Annotated in this window: 17 protein-coding genes and 3 tRNA genes; 7 read left to right on the forward strand and 13 right to left on the reverse strand. The window is 63.8% G+C overall.

Features of this window, described 5'->3' with window-relative positions; translation table 11 throughout:
* Positions 1–11 precede the first annotated feature (11 nt).
* The 11 genes from H4V99_RS14840 to tilS form a co-directional block, all read right to left on the reverse strand.
* Positions 12–821 carry a DUF2520 domain-containing protein gene (locus H4V99_RS14840; protein WP_280679579.1) on the reverse strand — a complete coding sequence of 270 codons (810 nt, stop codon included), beginning with the start codon at positions 819–821 and terminating at the stop codon, positions 12–14.
* Positions 818–2,437 (reverse strand): PH domain-containing protein, encoded by a 1,620-nt coding sequence (locus tag H4V99_RS14845; RefSeq protein WP_280679581.1) that lies wholly within the window; start codon positions 2,435–2,437, stop codon positions 818–820. The genes H4V99_RS14840 and H4V99_RS14845 overlap by 4 nt, the downstream gene beginning before the upstream one ends.
* Positions 2,434–2,976: a PH domain-containing protein gene (locus tag H4V99_RS14850; RefSeq protein ID WP_348522372.1), complete on the reverse strand. Its 543-nt coding sequence runs from the start codon at positions 2,974–2,976 to the stop codon at positions 2,434–2,436. Before H4V99_RS14850 ends, H4V99_RS14845 begins: the two co-directional genes overlap by 4 nt.
* Positions 2,960–3,469, reverse strand: coding sequence for a DUF3180 domain-containing protein (locus H4V99_RS14855; protein ID WP_280679583.1), 510 nt, complete (start codon positions 3,467–3,469; stop codon positions 2,960–2,962). Before H4V99_RS14855 ends, H4V99_RS14850 begins: the two co-directional genes overlap by 17 nt.
* The gene (gene folK / locus H4V99_RS14860; protein ID WP_280679585.1) at positions 3,466–4,014 is read right to left on the reverse strand and encodes a 2-amino-4-hydroxy-6-hydroxymethyldihydropteridine diphosphokinase; all 549 of its coding nucleotides are present in this window, start codon (positions 4,012–4,014) and stop codon (positions 3,466–3,468) included. The genes H4V99_RS14855 and folK overlap by 4 nt, the downstream gene beginning before the upstream one ends.
* Before the next feature lie 20 nt (positions 4,015–4,034).
* Positions 4,035–4,397, reverse strand: a complete 363-nt coding sequence (folB, locus tag H4V99_RS14865) for a dihydroneopterin aldolase (protein ID WP_280679587.1) — start codon at positions 4,395–4,397, stop codon at positions 4,035–4,037.
* The gene (gene folP / locus H4V99_RS14870) at positions 4,394–5,230 is read right to left on the reverse strand and encodes a dihydropteroate synthase (protein ID WP_280679589.1); all 837 of its coding nucleotides are present in this window, start codon (positions 5,228–5,230) and stop codon (positions 4,394–4,396) included. The genes folB and folP overlap by 4 nt, the downstream gene beginning before the upstream one ends.
* Complete coding sequence (gene folE, locus H4V99_RS14875) at positions 5,227–5,796, reverse strand: GTP cyclohydrolase I FolE (protein WP_280679591.1); 570 nt, start codon at positions 5,794–5,796, stop codon at positions 5,227–5,229. The genes folP and folE overlap by 4 nt, the downstream gene beginning before the upstream one ends.
* 6 nt (positions 5,797–5,802) lie before the next feature.
* Positions 5,803–7,815, reverse strand: a complete 2,013-nt coding sequence (gene ftsH / locus H4V99_RS14880; protein WP_280679593.1) for an ATP-dependent zinc metalloprotease FtsH — start codon at positions 7,813–7,815, stop codon at positions 5,803–5,805.
* A gap of 93 nt (positions 7,816–7,908) precedes the next feature.
* On the reverse strand, positions 7,909–8,487 hold the full coding sequence (gene hpt / locus H4V99_RS14885; RefSeq protein ID WP_280679595.1) for a hypoxanthine phosphoribosyltransferase: 579 nt from the start codon (positions 8,485–8,487) through the stop codon (positions 7,909–7,911).
* Positions 8,468–9,532 carry a tRNA lysidine(34) synthetase TilS gene (gene tilS / locus H4V99_RS14890; RefSeq protein WP_280679597.1) on the reverse strand — a complete coding sequence of 355 codons (1,065 nt, stop codon included), beginning with the start codon at positions 9,530–9,532 and terminating at the stop codon, positions 8,468–8,470. The genes hpt and tilS overlap by 20 nt, the downstream gene beginning before the upstream one ends.
* Positions 9,533–9,576: 44 nt before the next feature.
* Here tilS and H4V99_RS14895 point away from each other — a divergent pair, with 44 nt between their 5' ends.
* Positions 9,577–10,068: an inorganic diphosphatase gene (locus H4V99_RS14895; RefSeq protein ID WP_035880063.1), complete on the forward strand. Its 492-nt coding sequence runs from the start codon at positions 9,577–9,579 to the stop codon at positions 10,066–10,068.
* Positions 10,069–10,274: 206 nt separating this feature from the next.
* Here the strand turns inward: H4V99_RS14895 and H4V99_RS14900 are convergent, their stop codons facing one another.
* The gene (locus tag H4V99_RS14900; protein ID WP_280679602.1) at positions 10,275–11,735 is read right to left on the reverse strand and encodes an NlpC/P60 family protein; all 1,461 of its coding nucleotides are present in this window, start codon (positions 11,733–11,735) and stop codon (positions 10,275–10,277) included.
* Positions 11,728–13,116 (reverse strand): M23 family metallopeptidase, encoded by a 1,389-nt coding sequence (locus tag H4V99_RS14905; protein ID WP_280679604.1) that lies wholly within the window; start codon positions 13,114–13,116, stop codon positions 11,728–11,730. Before H4V99_RS14905 ends, H4V99_RS14900 begins: the two co-directional genes overlap by 8 nt.
* Before the next feature lie 275 nt (positions 13,117–13,391).
* Between H4V99_RS14905 and H4V99_RS14910 the strand changes: the two genes are divergently transcribed.
* The 6 genes from H4V99_RS14910 (at position 13,392) to H4V99_RS14935 (ending at position 18,140) form a co-directional block, all read left to right on the forward strand.
* Positions 13,392–13,464: transfer RNA gene (locus H4V99_RS14910), tRNA-Glu, on the forward strand.
* 61 nt (positions 13,465–13,525) lie between these two features.
* Positions 13,526–13,599: transfer RNA gene (locus tag H4V99_RS14915), tRNA-Asp, on the forward strand.
* Between the two features lie 66 nt (positions 13,600–13,665).
* Positions 13,666–13,741: transfer RNA gene (locus H4V99_RS14920), tRNA-Phe, on the forward strand.
* Positions 13,742–14,557: 816 nt separating this feature from the next.
* Complete coding sequence (locus tag H4V99_RS14925; RefSeq protein WP_280679606.1) at positions 14,558–16,084, forward strand: sugar transferase; 1,527 nt, start codon at positions 14,558–14,560, stop codon at positions 16,082–16,084.
* A complete protein-coding gene (locus H4V99_RS14930) occupies positions 16,084–16,725 on the forward strand; it encodes an acyltransferase (RefSeq protein WP_280679608.1) in 642 nt (213 codons plus the stop codon). Before H4V99_RS14925 ends, H4V99_RS14930 begins: the two co-directional genes overlap by 1 nt.
* Positions 16,722–18,140, forward strand: a complete 1,419-nt coding sequence (locus H4V99_RS14935) for a glycosyltransferase family 4 protein (protein WP_280679610.1) — start codon at positions 16,722–16,724, stop codon at positions 18,138–18,140. The genes H4V99_RS14930 and H4V99_RS14935 overlap by 4 nt, the downstream gene beginning before the upstream one ends.
* Positions 18,141–18,143: the final 3 nt, after the last annotated feature.

Below are 18,143 nucleotides of genomic sequence, written 5' to 3' on the forward strand. Positions count from 1 at the left end.
GGTGAGCACAGTCACTCGTCCTCCCGGTCGTGGTCGTCGAATTGTTCGCGCGGACCATCGTCAAGCCTGTCACGAAGCGTGCGCTGCTGCAGACCGTCGAGTCCCGACAGGCTCAACCCGGCGAGGTCCAGAGACTCGGAACCCAGGCGACCGAGAGCATTCTCCATGGCGGAACGCACGAGGGGACCGATCACGGCGCCGGGCTCGTCGATACCAATGTCGGCGAGCAGCCGGGTGGCCTGCTCCACAATTGAGGTGGAGAAGGCCGTTGCCGTCTCCACGGCCTCCGCATAGCTGACCCGATCGCTCTCGGCCACGATCACGGGTTCGCCGCCCATCTCCACCACGAGGGCTTGCCCAATGGGCAACACCGGCGTGGGTGCGGTCACGGCAAAGTAGCTATCGGACAACCGCGTGAGGTCCAGGCTGGTGCCGGTGAACGCCATGGCCGGGTGAATCGCCAATGGGATCGCCCCACCAGCGAGAGCCGGAGCCAGCACGGCCGTGCCGAAACGAGCGGATGTGTGCAGCACCAGTTGACCAGGCTGCCACGTCTTGGTGGCAGCCAGACCAGCCACGAGGCTCTCGAGTTCGGTGTCGGGTACGGCGAGGATCACGAGCTCGCTGCGTTCCACGATCTGCGGCACCGTGAGAATGGGGACGAGCGGAAGAATGGCCTCGGCCCGGTCCCGACTGGACTGCGAGATGGCGTTGATGCCCACAATGGCGTGCCCGGCGCCCGCGAGAGCGGCGCCGAGGATGGGTCCGACCCGGCCGGCACCGATGATGCCCACGCCCAGCCGTCCTGGTCGTTGATTCATGCTGCGGGTCCCATCGTTGATCTGGTTTCGGTGCTGGTAGTCATGCTGGTGTCAGTACTGGTGTCAAGCTCGGCGGCGGCGATGGCGGCGTTCGTCACGAGGTCGAACAGCCGCTCGGCCTCAACGCGATCGATGACGCTGAGCGTGGCCACCACCGGACCACTCACCGTGTGCAGGTGTGCCGTCCCGAGACGCAGGCTCCGTTGCAGCGGACCCTGCGCGATGCGCACGCTCTGCAGCCGGGCCAGTGGCACGAGCACAAGCTCGCGGGACAGCACGCCCCGGCGAATCAGGGCCACACCGTGGCTCAGGGTATACCCGGTGCGCCGCCAGGAGAATGGGCGCAGCCACGCCGCCCGCCGCGGCGCATTGACGAAACCGTCACTCCCGCCCTTCGAGCGCAGCCCGCTCTCGATCAGGGCACGCTGCTCGTCTCCGTCAAAGCTCGGCACCAGCAGCATCAGCACCCGGGCCACGTCCTCGATGGTGCCCACCGGCAGCGTGACGGTATTCGCCGCACCACCAGCTCCCGAATTCGTAGACTGACCAGCTTTATTGATCTGCACTTGCCACCAACCAAAGGGCCGCCACAGCACCGGCTGCGAGACCTCAATGGCGTGAATACGCCCACTCGGCAGGGTTTCACTGCTCGTGGAGAGCAGCCCATAACCCACACGAACGCCCTCACTGGTGGCCGCAATGCTGTAGCGCAGCGATCTCGTGAACCGTGAGTAGTAGAACCCGAAACTGCCGATGATGCCGGGCAGAATGGCGAACAGCAGCCAGTTGGGTCCGCCAAAGACGGCACTGAGAATAACGCCCGTGATCGCCAGCACCAGAAACACGGTGAATCCGCTGGCCACGAGCGAACCGATCAACCGGCCGGGAGGGATGCGCACCACCGATTCCGGCGCCGCCGCTTGGGGGTCGAGTTCGGGCGCAAGAAACTCGGTCACCCTCGACTGGGCAAGCGCACCGAGTGCCGACGCACCCGGTGCAGATACACCCGGTGCCAATACACCCGGTGCAGCGGATGTCTGTGGTTCCGTGCCCACAACATCCGCGCTGGCCTGCCTCAGCCCCGACGCGAGGCGCAAAATGTCATGGCGCAAGCCGTCGGCCAGGGAGGACGCCAGGTAGGCCAACTGCACATTTCCGTCTTGCCCAGCCACGCTCACTTCGAGGCGCGCCGCCCCGAAGAGCCGCGGAATAAACGGACGCACCAGGTTCACGCCCTGCACACGATCGAGGCGGGCACGGCGACTGCTGCGAAAGAGCACACCGCTCCGCACCTCCACAACCTCCGAGGTGATGCGAAACGTGTGCATGCGCCAGGACAGCGTGAACAGAACGAGAATGACAACGAGAATGCCGGCAATAACCAGCAGCGCCAACCCCACGGCGCCATTGTCGACAATGGCATCGATGGGGTCACCGCCGTAGTTGGGTTCGTTCAGAAACACCTCAACCAGTCGCTCGCGCAGATTGGCAATGATGAAACCCAGCACGGCCACAATGAAGATGCCCCCACGCAGCAGCGGCGTCGCCGGATGCAGCCGATGCCACTCACCGTCGGTGATGGACGGCACCGCAAGCTCCGCAGGCGGCGTCGTCACAGCCCGGCCCGGCGACTCTCGGCAAGCTCCACGAGACGATCGCGCAAGCTCTCGGCATCCGCCTCGTTGAGCCCGGGAATCGACACCCCCGACGTTGCCGCAGCCGTCACGAACTTGAGGTCGGCCAGCCCCAGCCAGCGCGCCACCGGCCCACGGGTAATGTCGACCAGTTGCATGCGACCATACGGAACCGACACGAAGCGCTGAAACATGATTCCTCGCCGAAACAGAAGGTCATCGGCGCGCAGCTGGTAGCCGATCGAGCGCACCCGACGCGGTTCGACCAACACGCTCACAACGGTGACGATGGCCATGCCAATTCCCACATACAGCGCCCAGATCTGGTCGGCAAGCAGCCACAGGAACGCCGCGCCGCCACAGACCGCAAGCCCAAAGAGAATGCTGCCCACGATCTCCACCACCACGTACCGCGGGGCGACTCGCTGCCACTCCCCCACGTTCAGCAGGTCGAGGCGAGCGGATGCGCGTGGTTCAGAATCGCGTGGTCCAGAATCGCGTGGTTCAGATTCGCTGAGCACCCGGAACATCTCCACTCGGTTTTGTGCTGCCCTGCTTGCCACTGTTGGGGTCGTCGTCATCGGGAGGCAGCGTGCAAAAATGCTCGGCCAGCAGGCCACCCACCAGCAGCAGCAACGCACCCACTGCCGACGCGATCGTGAGCCACAGCGATGGTAGCGCCGCAACGACCGTGCGCGACAGAATGTACCCCACAATTCCGAGGGCCGCGCCGAGCACGAGCACACCACTCAGGCTCGACGCCTTCGACAGCACGGCCACACGCATCGCCCAAAACGGGTCCATGCGCCGGTTTCCGCGGCGCCGGGTGGACCGCCGCACTCGCCACGCCAGACTCACCACAATGGCCGCCATCACCGTGAGGGTCAGCGGCAAACTCACCGGAGGCACAATCAGCGCCGAACCGGATGCCGCGGCACCGACCTCGAGCAAGAACCCGAGAACGAGACCCAGCAGTCCGAGGCCGATTAGCGGTGTCGCCCGGGTGCGCTTCATCGCGGGCCGGACTTCGCCGAGTGTGTCGCAGCGGTTGTCCCAGCAACCGGCACCGCAGCAACCGGCACCGCAGTGTTCTCGGTCGCGGCGAGCAGGTCGCGCACCGAACCGCGGCCGGGAATCACGGCATCCGCTTCGAGGCTGAACCAGGGTGCGAGCACAAAATCGCGCTCCCACGCGCGCGGGTGCGGCAGGGTGAGGCGCGCAGTGTCGAGCTCCAGCCCGTCAATGGCGATGATGTCGATGTCGAGGGTGCGGTCACCCCAGCGCTCGGCACGCACCCGCCCATGTGTAGCCTCAATGAGGTTCACGGCATCGAGCAGCTCAAGCGCATCGCCGGTGAATCGGCCGGTCACTACGGAGTTGATGTAGCGCGGCGCCGTGTCGTCGACCCCGTGAAGCTTCACCGCTGCCGATTCGAAATTGGGTGAGACGCCCTCGATGTCAAGGCCCGATACGGTGCGGAGGGCGCGCACGGCGGCCTCGAGGGTCGCGGTCCCGTCACCCAGGTTGCTCCCGAGCGCCAGCACAACGTGCGTGGGCACTGCGACTGGCACCGGCACGGTCACGAGCGTGTCCGCTCGATGCGCACCGCGACATCCGTGAACGGTACCTCAATGGGTGCCTGCGGTTTGTGGACGGTCACCTGCACGCGCTCGGCAGCCTCATGCAGCAGCACAACGGCCGCAATGCGCTCGGCCACCGTTTCGATGAGGTCGACCGGGTTGTGCTGCGCGGCTTCGGTCACCTCGTTCGCGAGCTCACCGTAGTGAATGGTGCGCGACACGTCATCGCTGGACGCGGCCGTGTGCAGATCGAGCCACACCGTAACGTCGATCACGAAGTCTTGCCCGTTTTCGCGCTCAAAGTCGTAGACGCCGTGGTGGGCCTTGACCCGCAGCCCGGTAAGAATGATCGAGTCGGTCATGACTCCATTGTGGACCATGCCACGGGTCCGCACACATTCCCCGCCGCGGCCACGCGCTCGAGCACGTTGAACGCGGTGCGAGTGGCCGACACGTCGTGCACGCGCACGGCCCACGCGCCCGCCTGCGTGGCCAGCACGCTAATCACGGCCGTGGGCAGGTCCCGAGCCAGAACGGATGCCTGAGCCGGCAACACCGCAGCGACAAACCGTTTACGCGACGCCCCCACCATTACCGGGAGTTCCAGATCGTCGAAGTGCGAGAGGTGAGCGAGGAGTGTCCAGTCGTGCTCGGCGAGTTTGGCGAAACCGAGCCCGGGGTCGATCACCAGGTTGGACCGCTTCACACCCGCCTTCGTTAGTACGTCAACGCGCTGGGCGAGTTCGCTGTGCACCTCCGTCACCACGTTGTCGTACACGGCCCGGGACCCCATCTCCTGAGCGTGGCCACGCCAGTGCATGGCAATGTAGGTGCGCTCACTGCGGGCCGCAACGGCCGCCATGAGCGGGTCGGCGAGGCCACCGGACACATCATTGATGATCTCCGCACCGGCATCGATGGCCGCCGCAGCCGTGTCTGCGTTGAGGGTATCCACGCTGATGCGCACACCATTCCGGGCAAGTTCGGTGATGACCGGGATGACCCGAGACCGTTCCTCGGCCGGTGCCACCCGGGTGGCTCCCGGACGCGTGGACTCACCGCCGACGTCCACGATGTCGGCACCCTGCGCAGCGAGCTCGAGGCCATGCGCGATCGCGGCATCCGTTGACGCCCACCGTCCGCCGTCGCTGAACGAGTCGGGGGTGACGTTGAGCACCCCCATCACGAGGGTCATGAACCGGCCGCGATCAGCGCAACGATCTCGGCGCGAGCCACCGGGTCCGACAGAGTGCCGCGGCTGGCCATGGTGACCGTGGAGCTGCCGGTCTGCCGGGGACCACGCGCACCCACGCACCCATGCACAGCGTCCAGCACCACGAGAACACCCAGCGGGTCAAGACCCTCCTGCAGCGTCTCGGCGATTTCCTCGGTGAGACGTTCCTGCAGCTGCGGGCGGGCCGCGATCGTCTCGATCACAGCAAGGATGCGTCCGAGCCCAACCACGTGATCGTTCGGCAGGTAGGCAATGTGCGCGGTTCCCAGGAAAGGCAGCAGATGGTGCTCGCACACGGAGCGAAAAGACACGTCCCGCAGCAGAACGAGTTCACCCGTGTGCGCCCCCACCGGAGTGGAGTCGCGCAAGTGCTCCAGCGGATCCTCGCCGAGGCCGCCGAAGAACTCGCCATAGGCATCCGCCACACGCCTAGGGGTAGCCCCTAACCCCTCACGGTTGGGATCTTCCCCGATGGCCGCCAGAATCTCGGAAATAGCCGCCTCAATACGTGCCTTGTCGACCCCCACGGCGCCCTAGGCGGTTGCGGGGCGCGGGTTGAGGGTTGGCGCGCGTTTCGGCTTGGCCGTCACCGTGTCGTCGCTGGCCGTACCACCGTCGGCAACACCCGCCTCGATGGGTGTCTTGGGTGCCGGCATCGCGATGGGTGGCACGGTAGACACGGGACGCTTGTCGCTCGAGAGCCACTGCGCGCGAGGAGGCAGCTGCTCCACATTCGCGAAGATCTCGGCGAGAGCGTGCTGGTCGAGGGTTTCGTGCTCGAGCAGCGCGGCGGCGAGGTCGTCCAGAATACCGCGGTTGCGAATGAGCACCTCGTACGCCTCATCGTGAGCGTCTTCGAGCAGCTGACGAACCTCGTTGTCAACCTGCTCCGCCACGCGCTCCGAGTAGTCGCGCTGGTGACCCATGTCGCGGCCGAGGAAGACTTCGCCCGAACCCTGGCCGAGCTTGAGCGGACCGACGGCCGAGCTCATTCCGAACTCGGTGACCATCTTGCGGGCCGTCGAGGTGGCCTTCTCGATATCGTTCGAGGCTCCTGTGGTGGGGTCGTGGAAGATGATCTCCTCCGCAACGCGACCGCCCATGGCGTAGGCGAGCTGGTCAAGCAACTCGTTGCGCGTCACGGAGTAGCGGTCTTCGAGCGGCATCACCATGGTGTACCCGAGGGCACGGCCACGCGGCAGGATCGTGATCTTCGTCACCGGGTCGGTGTTGCGCATCGCGGTGGCAACAAGAGCGTGGCCACCCTCGTGGTACGCGGTGATGAGCTTCTCCTGGTCACGCATCACGCGGGACCGGCGCTGCGGTCCGGCCATGACCCGGTCAACGGCCTCGTCCAGCGCGCGATTGTCGATGAGCTGCGCGTTGGACCGCGCGGTGAGCAGCGCGGCCTCGTTCAAAACGTTGGCGAGGTCGGCACCGGTGAACCCGGGAGTCTTGCGGGCCAGCACCTCCAGGTCAACGCCGGGAGCCATGGGCTTGCCCTTGGAGTGCACCTCAAGAATGTGCTTGCGACCGAGCATGTCCGGCGCGTCGACACCAATCTGGCGGTCGAAGCGACCGGGGCGCAACAGCGCGGGGTCAAGAATGTCGGGGCGGTTGGTGGCCGCGATGAGAATGACGTTCGCCTTCACGTCGAAGCCGTCCATCTCCACCAGCAGCTGGTTGAGAGTCTGCTCGCGCTCGTCGTGACCGCCACCCATGCCGGCCCCACGGTGGCGACCGACGGCATCAATCTCGTCGATGAAGATGATGGCGGGGGCGTTCTCCTCGGCCTGTTGGAACAGGTCGCGCACACGGCTGGCACCCACACCCACGAACATTTCCACGAAGTCGGAACCGGAGATGGCGTAGAACGGAACGCTGGCCTCGCCGGCGACGGCACGCGCCAACAGGGTCTTACCGGTACCGGGAGGGCCATAGAGCAGCACACCCTTGGGAATGCGGGCGCCAACGGCCTGGAACTTTGCGGGTTCCTTCAGGAACTCTTTGATCTCTTCAAGTTCTTCAATGGCCTCGTCAGAACCGGCAACATCCGCAAATGTCACCTGCGGGCTTTCCTTGGACACGAGCTTGGCCTTCGACTTGCCGAACTGCATCACCTTGTTGCCACCACCCTGCATGCCCGAGAGCATGAGCCAGAAGAAGGCACCAATGAGCAAGACGGGCAGCAGGAAACCAAGCACGGACAGCAGCACGTTGGGCTGCGGAACCTCATCTGTGAACCCGTTGGACGGGTTCGCGTTGGTCACGGCCGTGACAACCTCTTCACCACGCTGCGTCACGTAGTTGAACTGCACCTGCGTGCCGAGATCACCGGAGGCCTGCTTGAGCGTGAGATCAACGCGCTGCTCGCCGTCGACAATCTTGGCCTCGGACACCTGCCCGTTCTTCAGGAATTCCAGACCCTGCTGGGTGGTCACCTCACGGAATCCGGACATGGTGATGAGGCTCGACCCCACCCAGACCGCGATGACGGCCAGCACGATATAGAGAATAGGTCCGCGAAGAAGCTTCTTGACGTTCATAGTGCTCCTAAGCTAGCGTGCCAGCACTGGGGGAAGGGTGTGTGTTCGCCTCAAGGAAAATCTCAATCCGCTGGGACCAGACCAGCGATCGGGTTAGACCGAGGCTGCAGCGAGACCTGCCGGTGCGTAGACATGGGGCGCCAACACGCCCACCGAGCGCAGGTTGCGGTACTTCTCGTCGTAGTCAAGGCCGTAGCCCACCACGAACTGGTTGGGGATATCGAAGCCGGCGTACTTCACGTCGATCGCTACGCGAGCGGCATCGGGCTTACGCAGCAACGCGCAGATCTCCACGGATGCCGGTCCCCGGGAATTGAGGTTGGCGATCAGCCACGACAGGGTGAGCCCCGAGTCGATGATGTCCTCCACGATGAGCACGTGACGATCCGTGAGGTCGGTGTCAAGGTCTTTGAGAATGCGCACGACACCGCTGGACGTGGTGCCGGATCCGTAGGAACTCACCGCCATCCAGTCCATGGAAATGGGGTGGTGCAGTTCACGGGCCAGGTCGGCCATCACCATAACGGCCCCCTTGAGCACGCCAACAAGCAGCAAATCTTTGCCGGCGTAGTCCTTCTCGATCTCGCGAGACATCTCGGCCAGACGGGTGTGGATCTGCTCTTCGCTGATCAGAATTTCGGTGAGGTCGCCATCAATGTCGCGAGGTTCCATGGGAGCGGGGCAGTCCTTTACTGGGGTGTGTGTCCAAAACGGTGAATGTCAGCACACCGTCCTGCCGTATAACTCTAACGCCTGGCAGGTTGAGCGCCTCCTGTCCGTGCCAATCAGTGACCAAACTCGCCACCGCCAGCGTCTGAGATCGGGAGAGCATCACGCCGAAGACCTGCTCGGCAGCGAAGCGGATGACACGCTGCCGCACCGCCGGAGAGAGCGTCACCAAGGCGGCCACCGGCAGGTGTGCGGCCGGGAGCTGCGCGGCGGGCTGCTGGTCGGACGCTGCCGGCCACATCTCCCGCAGCACCGCGCGGGCGAGATCGTCGAGCGCATCGGAATCCTCGCGCAGGGCATCCGCTGTGCGCGCGAGCGCCTCGCTGATGCCGGGGCCAAGCTCACTCTCCAGCACGGGTAACACGGTCTGACGCACGCGAACCCGGGCATAGTGCGGGTCCCCGTTCTGCGGGTCGTTCCATGGGGTGAGGCCACTATCGATACAGAACTGCCGGGTCTGCTCGCGGCGAATACCGAGGATAGGTCGCAGATACGGACCATTTCGCACACTCATGCCGCGCAGGCTGGTGGGACCGGAGCCCCGGGCCAACCCGAGCAACACCGTTTCGGCCTGATCGTCGAGAGTATGCCCTAAAAGCACCGCCGAGGCCCCGGTCTCTGTCATCGCCCGGTCAAAGGCGGCGTAGCGTGCGGCGCGGGCTGCGGCTTCGGGGCCGCCCACCGCACCCACCGCAACGGTGAGCACCAGCACCGGCTCGAGGCCCAGCTGGCGAGCCTGGCCTGCGGCCGTTGCCGCCACATCCGCTGACCCGTTTTGCAGCTGATGATTCACAATCACTGCGCCGGCACGCACCCCGGCGCGGCGAGCTTCGAAGGCCGTTGCGGCGGCGAGAGCCAGTGAGTCGGCGCCCCCACTGAGCCCCACGAGAACGAAATCGGGAGCCGGCCCGACGGTGAGAATGGTGCGCACGGCTCGCCGCACATCCGCAATGGCCGGGGTCAGACGGCGGCGGCGTTCAGACTGCATCCAGTAACGTTAGCCGCAGACGTGATCAAGGGAGAAATAAGGCAATGGCCGAATACGACGCAGTCATCGAAATCCCGCGCGGGAGCCGAAACAAGTATGAGGTGGATCACAAGACCGGTCGGGTGTATCTCGACCGTGTTTTGTACACGAGCTTCATGTACCCCACCGACTACGGCTACTTCGAGAACACGCTCGGACTCGACGGCGACCCCGTTGACGTTCTCGTGCTGCTCGACTACCCGCTGTTCCCGGGCGTGGGCGTTTCCGTTCGCCCCGTAGCCGTGTTCAACATGACGGATGACGGTGGCTCAGACGCCAAGGTCATCGCGGTTCCGGCCGGCGACCCGCGCTGGAACCACATTCAGGACGTACTCGACATTCCGGAGTACACCCGCAAGGAGATTGAGCACTTCTTCGAGCACTACAAGGACCTTGAGCCCGGCAAATGGGTGAAGACCGAGGGCTGGGGCGACGCCGCAGAGGCCGACCAGATCGTGCGCGACGGCATCACCAAGCTCGCCGCCGAGGGCCACTAGCCTCCGCAGCACCAGCTTTTGTAGCAGAACAGAAGGCCCCGAGCACACGCTCGGGGCCTTCTGTGTGCCGGGCGCGGCATCCGCTCTCGCTCAGCGCTACGGTCTTCGGTCGGCGCTACGGTTTCCGCGCGCCGTCGCCCCCAATATCGGTGGCCGCTACGGCCGTTACGGTAGCGGCCACCGATTTGATGCGCGGCGATGCCCGGTTAGGCCGGACGACCCACGTAGGGCGCAACGTCACCGATCGACCAGATGCTGTGGATGCGCACGGGCGACGCCGGGTTCGGCGCCTCCAGAATCATGCCGCCACCCATATAAATGGCCACGTGGTAATAGTTTCCGGGGCGGCCCCAAAACAACAGGTCGCCCACGGCCACATTGGCAAAAGACACCAGGTTCCCGCGCGCCGCCATGGTGTTGTACTGGTTGGTGGCCGAGTGCGTTCCAATGTAGATGCCTGCCGCGGAGTACGCGGCCTTGGTAAGGCCCGAGCAGTCCCACACATCGGGGCCCGCACCACCCAGCACATACCGGTCACCGAGCTGCGACCGCGCGAATGCGATGGCCGTACTCACGGCGTTGGCGTTGGGGAGGGGCGCCGGCGTACCAACGCTTGCACCGGTGCTGCCACCGGACGCCGCGCCGCCAGACGTGGCTCCACCCGACGTGGACCCTCCACTGCTGGCACCGCTCGGTGCTGAGCTGGCCCCGCTGGAGCTTCCGGCGCTAGGGCTGGGACTGACGGTGCTGCCACTTGACGTGCCACCGCCCCCGGCCGATGATGCCGCTGGCGCTGCGGGTGCCGCCGCACCCGGTCGAGCAGCAGCAGCAGCAGCCGCGATACGGGCGGCTGACGCCTGAGCGGCAGCGAATGCCGTGGCCGCAGCCGCGGCATCCCGCCCGGTCTGGTAGCTGCGCTCCTCCTCGGCCGTGGTGTCTTTCAAGAGGGCGAGCTGCTCGTAGAGCTCGCTCGACTTCTTCTGCTCCAGGTCGTACGCCGCCTGAGTCACGGTCGCTGCCTCGCTGGCCTCGTCAAACGTTGCCTTCGACTCAGCGGTGAGGCGCGTGCGCTCTGTACTGGCGGATGCCGCCTGATCGCCGAGCGACTCGGCCGTGTTCTTGTCTTGCAGCGCCTGATCGTAAATGGCCTGGGACTGCTCGCTGAGCTTGCTGGCAGTACCCAGCTGGTGCAGCAGGTCGTCGGCCGTGTTCCCGTTCAGGAAGAGATTGAGCGACAGCCCGCCGGCACCGGCCTTGCTGAGGTGCGCGGCAATGAGCCCGGCCCGCATCTTTGACGTGGCAGCCGCGGCCTCGGCCGTCGCCGCCTGCCGGGTGAGACTCGCCTCCCGCTTTGTTGCGGCGTCGAGGGCGTCCTGTGTCACCCGGTAGGCCTCGGCGGTCACCTGTGATGACGTCGCCGCCGCCTCGGCGCTGGCGCGAAGCGCCCCGAGCAGCCCGGTGATCTTCTCAATTTCGGCCCGCTTCGTGGCCTCATTCTGCTTGGCCTGCTGAACGTCGTCCCAGCTCGGGTATCCCTGGTCTGCGAAGGCTGCCGGTGCAATCAGCCCACCGGATACCCCCACTGCGCCGACGAGTCCGAGCGTCACTGCCGAGAGCAGTCGGTTGGGTCGAAGACGTGTCCGCGACCCGGTGTTGCTGTTAGCCAAGTGATGCTCCCCTATCGGCCATGAACGGCACTGCATTGATTCGGTTTCCGCCGCTCCACACCTCAAAGTGCAGATGGCACGCGGTTGACGCCCCGGTGGAGCCGGAACTTGCAATGTTTTGTCCCACCGCCACGTTCTGGCCCACCTGAACGAAGACTCCCCCGTTGCGGATGTGCGCGTAGCCGGTGGACACTCCGCCGCCGTGGGAAATCTTCACAAAGTTTCCGTAGGTCCCCAGCGGTCCGGCCCAGGTGACGGTGCCCGCGTGTGCCGCGTAGATCGGTGCGCTGCACCCGGTACCGAGGTCGGTTCCGTAGTGGTAGCTACCACTGCAGACTCCGTTACCGCAGTAGGGCGTGCGGGGGCCATAGCCGCCGGTGATGCGACCGCTGGCCGGTACGCCCCAGCCCGTGTTGCTCACCGACCCGCCTACGCTTCCGGATCCGGCCGAACTCGACCCCCGAGCGGCTGCCGCAGCTGCCGCCGCCGCTGCGGCCGCTGCCCGAGCTGCTGCGGCTTGACGGGCAACCTCGGCCACCCGAATGGCCTCGAGGCGGGCGCGTTCAGCCACACCGGCCTCATAGGCAGCAGATGTCGTCGCCTCCGCATCGCGCATGAACGCGAGCTGCGAGTTCAGCTCAACGCTCTTTGCCTCGGACTCCGCGAGGGCCGCCGCGGCGGCGTTGGCTGCTTCCTGAGCGGCCTGCAGCGCGGATTCCGCCGCGACACGCAGGGTCTCGCGTTCGGTTTGGGCAATCTTGGCCTGATCTCCGAGTGCCTGCGCGCTGTTGTTTGCGGACTGCGCTACGTCGTAGATGTCCGTGCTGCGTTCCACGAGCTTGCTCATGTTGCCCAGTTTGGACAGCAGAGCGTCTGCCTGTCCGTCGCCACTGCCTTCCAGGAAGAGGTTCATGCTGAGGTCTGTTCCGCCGGTGCGGTAGAGCTGGGCGGCGAGTTGGCCGGCTTGGCGCGTGGCGGCATCCGCTGTGGCTTTGCTCGCGTCGGCCTGGGTCTGAAGTTCGCTCGCGCGGCGAGCTGCGTCGTCAAATTGTTGCTGGGCCTCCTCGAGCGCTGCGGCTCGGGCATCAGCCTCGGCCTGAGTCTGCTCTACCTGCGACTGCAGGCCCACGAGAAGTTCCTGAATTCGGGTGACCTGCGCGGCAGCGGTTGCAGTATTCGCCTTGGCGTTCTGCAGATCCTGCCAGCTCGGGTAATCGATAGCCTGAGCCGAACCCACCGGGCTCACGAGTGTCACGACCAGAGCCAGTGTTGCCGCCACGCTGGTGACAGTCAGAGTGCGACGACGAGCGGGAGCGCGGGTGAGACGCCGCCAAGCACCTGCCAGCTCGCGGCTGATCACGGTTGTCGTGCGATTCATCATTCCCCGATCGGGCGTTGTTTAGTCACATTCGTCACAGTGATCACCGTTGTCACATGGGTAACTCAGTTCACACTAACAAGACGACGCATCATCGCCCAGTCTTTGGCCTCGAACGTAACCCAAAATGTCCCCCAAACGGTGGCCATCCATGGGCGCGGTGCGAGACGCATTTGGGGCAGATAATCGGCACATCGTCCAGCTTTTGCGTCCGATTTGAGCTTTTGAGATTTAGCCCGTATGCTTACCTCTCGTTGGTCATGCTCGCTGTGACACACGGCCCCATCGTTTAGTGGCCTAGGACGGCGCCCTTTCACGGCGTTAACACGGGTTCGAATCCCGTTGGGGTCACGTAAGTGAAGGCAAGAAAAATAGAATAGTCTTACCGAGTAGCAAGATTCGCTCAAAGTTTGGCCCTGTAGCGCAGTTGGTTAGCGCGCCGCCCTGTCACGGCGGAGGTCGCCGGTTCAAGTCCGGTCAGGGTCGCAAAGCACAAACCCTTTCGAAAGAAGGGGTTTTTGTTTGAGAAGGCACCGTTTACGAGGCTTTTTCGGCCCTGTAGCTCAGTTGGTAGAGCGTTCGACTGAAAATCGAAAGGTCACCGGATCGACGCCGGTCGGGGCCACCACAGCCACTCCCTTGGAAACACTGGGATGTGGCTTTTTTTATGCCCATTCTCGGGCGACAAATCAGGCCGACGAAACCCCCGGTGGACACATTTTGGACACCTGTGAGATAACCGCCCTTTAATGCCGTCCGATGACTGCGAAGCAACGTGGGGAAAGCCTGAATCCCCTGCCTGCACCCCCGCCGGCGAGCAGGTCAAGCGCGAGCGTGCGGCTCCTCTGGCCGGACCGAGATGCTGTGTTCAGGCCCGTCCGTGACAACTCCGACCTGGGCACATGAACGTCGGGCGCCAAGACGGTCGTTCTCACGGTCATATTTCCTCCCCGCATCGCGCTAATCGCCAGGGATTGGCGGGGAGGGCAGGTTCCCAGTCGTCGACTTCGATCAACGAACGTGCCACCGTCCTTGATCCTTCCGACCTCGAGGATGAGGGCCGCTGTCGACAGGCACTGATCTGTTCACCAGTGCTTGTCTCCAGGGCCTCTTTGGCACGGTCTCACGGCCACGGTGCACTGGTGATGGTGCGGAAAACTGCCTCGACGTGCGGCACTGTCCCCCTAACTGGCCGCAGCGACGCTGGCGTGAAGGAAGGTACTGTCGCAACGTGCCCGCGTGAGGATGCATCACTTACCCGACGACGACTGCGGGTCGTCTTGCGATGGCATAGTCCATTTCCTGACCTGTACCCCCGAAATGCAGGGATTGAACACGTGAATCAGACAGACCTAGTCCTACACTTCTGCTGCGAACCCGTCCCCAGTCAAGCCCTTATATCACCCGTGGTTTACGCATGATCGAGCCAACTCCGACGGTGAAAATGACCGCTACAACCGAGGCCACCCCCCGTCTCACGCTCGTTGGGGCGTCGACAGCGAGCCGTCCCGAGTTTGAGGTGAACGGCGCGGTCTCTGGTAGGGAATGGGCCCGCAAATACCGCCTGAAACTCGTCATAACCGACGTCGCTATGGTCTCGGCTGCGCTCTCAGTGGCGCTGATCGCCCGCTTCGGCTTTGATGAAGCGTCGACTCCCCTCGGTAGCTTCCACGTGGACTACTGGGTTATTTCCGCGATCATTGGCGCCACGTGGATCGCCAGCCTATCCGCTACTCGCACCCGGGACCCTCGTATCCTCGGCATGGGCTCGACCGAATACAAGAGAGTCGTGAACGCCAGCGCCATCACGTTCGGCCTGCTTGCCATCACGTTTCTCATTTTTCAGGTGGACATTGCCCGCAGCTTTTTCATCCTGGCTTTTCCGGTGGGCGTCACGGTCCTCACTCTTGAGCGCTGGTTGTGGCGCAGATGGCTCGCACGACAGCGCAGATTCGGCCATTATTTGTCTCGAGTACTCGTGGTTGGGCAGCGCGACGATGTGGAATACGTGATCAGCCAGTTGCACGCTCATTCAGGGATTGCCTATTGCGTCGTTGGCGTGGCACTCGATTCTGCGGAGGGCAGCAGTCGCCCAACAGAAATTACCGTTGACCACCGAACAGTCCCCATCGTCACAAATCTCGAAAACGTGGCCGATACGGTGTGCGTACTCGGCGTCAATACTGTCATCGTGGCGGGCCAGCCGTCCGGTGGCGCGCAATACGTGCGTTCGCTTGGCTGGGAGCTGGAAAACACCAACGCTGAACTTGTGCTGTCCAGTCGACTCACGGACGTTGCGGGGCCACGCATCCATTTTCGTCCGGTGGAGGGCCTGCCGCTGATCCACGTGGAGATTCCCCGTTTCGATGGCTTCAAACATGCTCTGAAGCGCAGTCTTGACATCGCGGCATCTAGCCTTGCGCTCATCGTGCTCTCTCCCGCACTCCTCGTTGTTGCCGCTCTCATCCGAGCCGACAGCCCCGGCCCGGTCTTGTTTCTTCAGGAGCGTTGTGGTCGCGGTGGAGAAACCTTTCGCATGGTGAAGTTTCGCTCCATGGTGGTGAACGCAGAGGACAATCTTTCGAGCCTGCTGGACCAGAACCAAGCCTCGGGCACCCTGTTCAAGATTCGCAACGACCCCCGCATCACCCGCATCGGTGGTTTTCTGCGCAAGCACTCCATCGACGAGCTGCCTCAGCTGTGGAATATCATCCGGGGCGACATGAGCATCGTGGGCCCACGCCCCTCCCTGCCCCAGGAGGTCCTCACCTATGAGACCCACGTGCACCGCCGCTTGTACATCAAACCAGGGCTGACAGGAATGTGGCAGATCAGCGGTCGTTCCGATCTGAGCTGGGAAGAAAGTGTGCGGCTCGATCTGTATTACGTCGAAAACTGGTCCCTGACCAAGGATCTGATGATTATCTGGCGCACCTTCCAAGTCGTCATTCACCCTGTAGGAGCGTATTGATGGACACCGCCCCGCACTCGGCGTTACATGCCGCGGCTGCTCGCAACGACGGACCCGCACAGATTGCGGGCACCGCCGACATTGATTCGACTGCCATCATCGGGCTGGCAAGCCAGATCTGGCACCTCGCTCAGGTTCGTGAACACGCACGCGTCGGCCCTGGGTGCATCATCGGTCGCGGTGCCTATATCGGTCCGGGTGTCATCCTTGGAAGAAACTGCAAGGTACAGAACTACGCTCTCGTGTACGAACCAGCTGTGCTCGAAGACGGAGTCTTCGTGGGCCCGGGTGCCGTTTTCACGAACGATGTCTTCCCCCGAGCAATAAACGTTGATGGTTCTCGCAAAAGCGCTGACGACTGGCCCATGGTGGGTGTCATTGTTCGGACCGGTGCGTCCATCGGCGCCCGGGCCGTGTGTATTGCACCCGTCACGATCGGACGCTGGTCCATGGTGGCTGCCGGCTCCGTTGTGACAGCCGATGTTCCCGAATTCGCTCTTGTCGCCGGAGTCCCCGCCCGCCGCATCGGCTGGGTCGGACGCAGCGGCATGGCCCTCAGCGCGACAGAGTCTGGCCAGTTCACCTGCCCATCAACGGGCGAAAACTACACGGAGACCGAAGGGATTTTGACTCTCTCATGATCAAGCGAATCTTTTCTCACACGCGTCTGACACCGCCCGCAGCGCCGGGCACTCGCGTGCTCATCATCGTGCAAAACCTTCCCGTACCTCTCGACCGCCGCGTCTGGCTGGAATGCCAAGCCCTGCACGCCCAGGGGTACTCCGTCTCAGTCATCTGCCCTAAGGGGCCCGGTGACCCCGCTCGTGAGGTCATTGACGGCATCGGAATCTACAAGTACCGTCCAGCACCCGAGGCAACAGGAGCGCTCGGCTTCGCCATCGAGTTCGCTCTCTCGTGGATACGCACGGCCGCCCTCTCCTTCACGGTACGCCGCGAACGGGGTTTTGACGTGATTCAGGCCTGTAACCCACCAGACACCTACTGGTTGCTCGGCTTGCTGTGGCGTCATCGGGGTGTCCGGTTCATCTTCGACCACCACGATCTGAATCCCGAGCTGTTTCTCTCTCGATTCGGTCAACCACGCGGTCTTGCCGCACGTTTTCAGTACCGCACCCTGTTATGGCTCGAACGCATGACCTTCCGGGTGGCTGACCATGTTATTTCGACGAATAATTCCTATCGCGCGATCGCACTGCGGCGTGGCAAGCTTCGCCCCGACCAGGTCACCGTAGTGCGCAGCGGACCAGACACACGGGTGATGCGCCCGATTCAGCCCGTTGACGATGCAGCGGCGATACAAGATTCACTCCTCGTGTATCTCGGAATCATGGGACCTCAAGACAACGTTGACAAGGTGTTGGAGGTCGTCGACGAACTCGTGACTCAACGCGGCCGAACGGATGTGCGCGCCGTGTTGATGGGGTTCGGGGATTGTCTCGAAGCGCTCAAAGCACAAACCATTGCGATGGGCCTGAGCGACCGGATTCACTTCACTGGCCGCGTCGGACCGAAAACTATCGCAAACTACCTGAGCGCCGCTGATATCGGCCTGGGACCGGACGAAAAGACGCCACTCAACGACCTGTCCACGATGAACAAGACCATGGAATATATGGCCTACGCACTCCCCTCCGTGTCCTTCGACCTCACCGAAACCCGCGTGTCCGGTGGTGACAGCGCCATCTACGTGCCATCCGGAGACATCAGCGCCTTCGCCGACGCGATCGAGGCCCTTCTCGATGACTCCGAAGCACGCGCAAATCTCGGCCGTGCCGCACGTGAGCGCGTGACGAGCGAACTCGACTGGCAGCATCAGGCTCAGGCCTACATCAGCGTCTTCGATACTGTACTCGGTCGCAGCCAGAACGACCTGCGCGCTGCCGTGTGGCCATTCTCCAACGCCGGGGTTCCCGCAGACCCCTCACACGTCGACCTCAACGACAGCGTCTCCTTCACTAAGTTCCTCGTCACCAGAGGTCGACGCCTGCAAACACCTGATAGCAGCGAGTTCATCAAGTTAAGAACAAGGGCCTAAAGA

This window comes from Cryobacterium sp. CG_9.6 (genome assembly GCF_029893365.1).
Lineage (GTDB): Bacteria > Actinomycetota > Actinomycetes > Actinomycetales > Microbacteriaceae > Cryobacterium.

Excerpts from the sequence above, each read along its gene's own strand:
- H4V99_RS14840 (WP_280679579.1), bottom strand. The coding sequence starts at position 821 with ATGAATCAACGACCAGGACGGCTGGGCGTGGGCATCATCGGTGCCGGC.
- H4V99_RS14855 (WP_280679583.1), bottom strand. The coding sequence starts at position 3,469 with ATGAAGCGCACCCGGGCGACACCGCTAATCGGCCTCGGACTGCTGGGT.
- folB (WP_280679587.1), bottom strand. The coding sequence starts at position 4,397 with ATGACCGACTCGATCATTCTTACCGGGCTGCGGGTCAAGGCCCACCAC.
- folP (WP_280679589.1), bottom strand. The coding sequence starts at position 5,230 with ATGACCCTCGTGATGGGGGTGCTCAACGTCACCCCCGACTCGTTCAGC.
- ftsH (WP_280679593.1), bottom strand. The coding sequence starts at position 7,815 with ATGAACGTCAAGAAGCTTCTTCGCGGACCTATTCTCTATATCGTGCTG.
- hpt (WP_280679595.1), bottom strand. The coding sequence starts at position 8,487 with ATGGAACCTCGCGACATTGATGGCGACCTCACCGAAATTCTGATCAGC.
- tilS (WP_280679597.1), bottom strand. The coding sequence starts at position 9,532 with ATGCAGTCTGAACGCCGCCGCCGTCTGACCCCGGCCATTGCGGATGTG.
- H4V99_RS14895 (WP_035880063.1), top strand. The coding sequence starts at position 9,577 with ATGGCCGAATACGACGCAGTCATCGAAATCCCGCGCGGGAGCCGAAAC.
- H4V99_RS14905 (WP_280679604.1), bottom strand. The coding sequence starts at position 13,116 with ATGATGAATCGCACGACAACCGTGATCAGCCGCGAGCTGGCAGGTGCT.
- H4V99_RS14925 (WP_280679606.1), top strand. The coding sequence starts at position 14,558 with ATGACCGCTACAACCGAGGCCACCCCCCGTCTCACGCTCGTTGGGGCG.
- H4V99_RS14930 (WP_280679608.1), top strand. The coding sequence starts at position 16,084 with ATGGACACCGCCCCGCACTCGGCGTTACATGCCGCGGCTGCTCGCAAC.
- H4V99_RS14935 (WP_280679610.1), top strand. The coding sequence starts at position 16,722 with ATGATCAAGCGAATCTTTTCTCACACGCGTCTGACACCGCCCGCAGCG.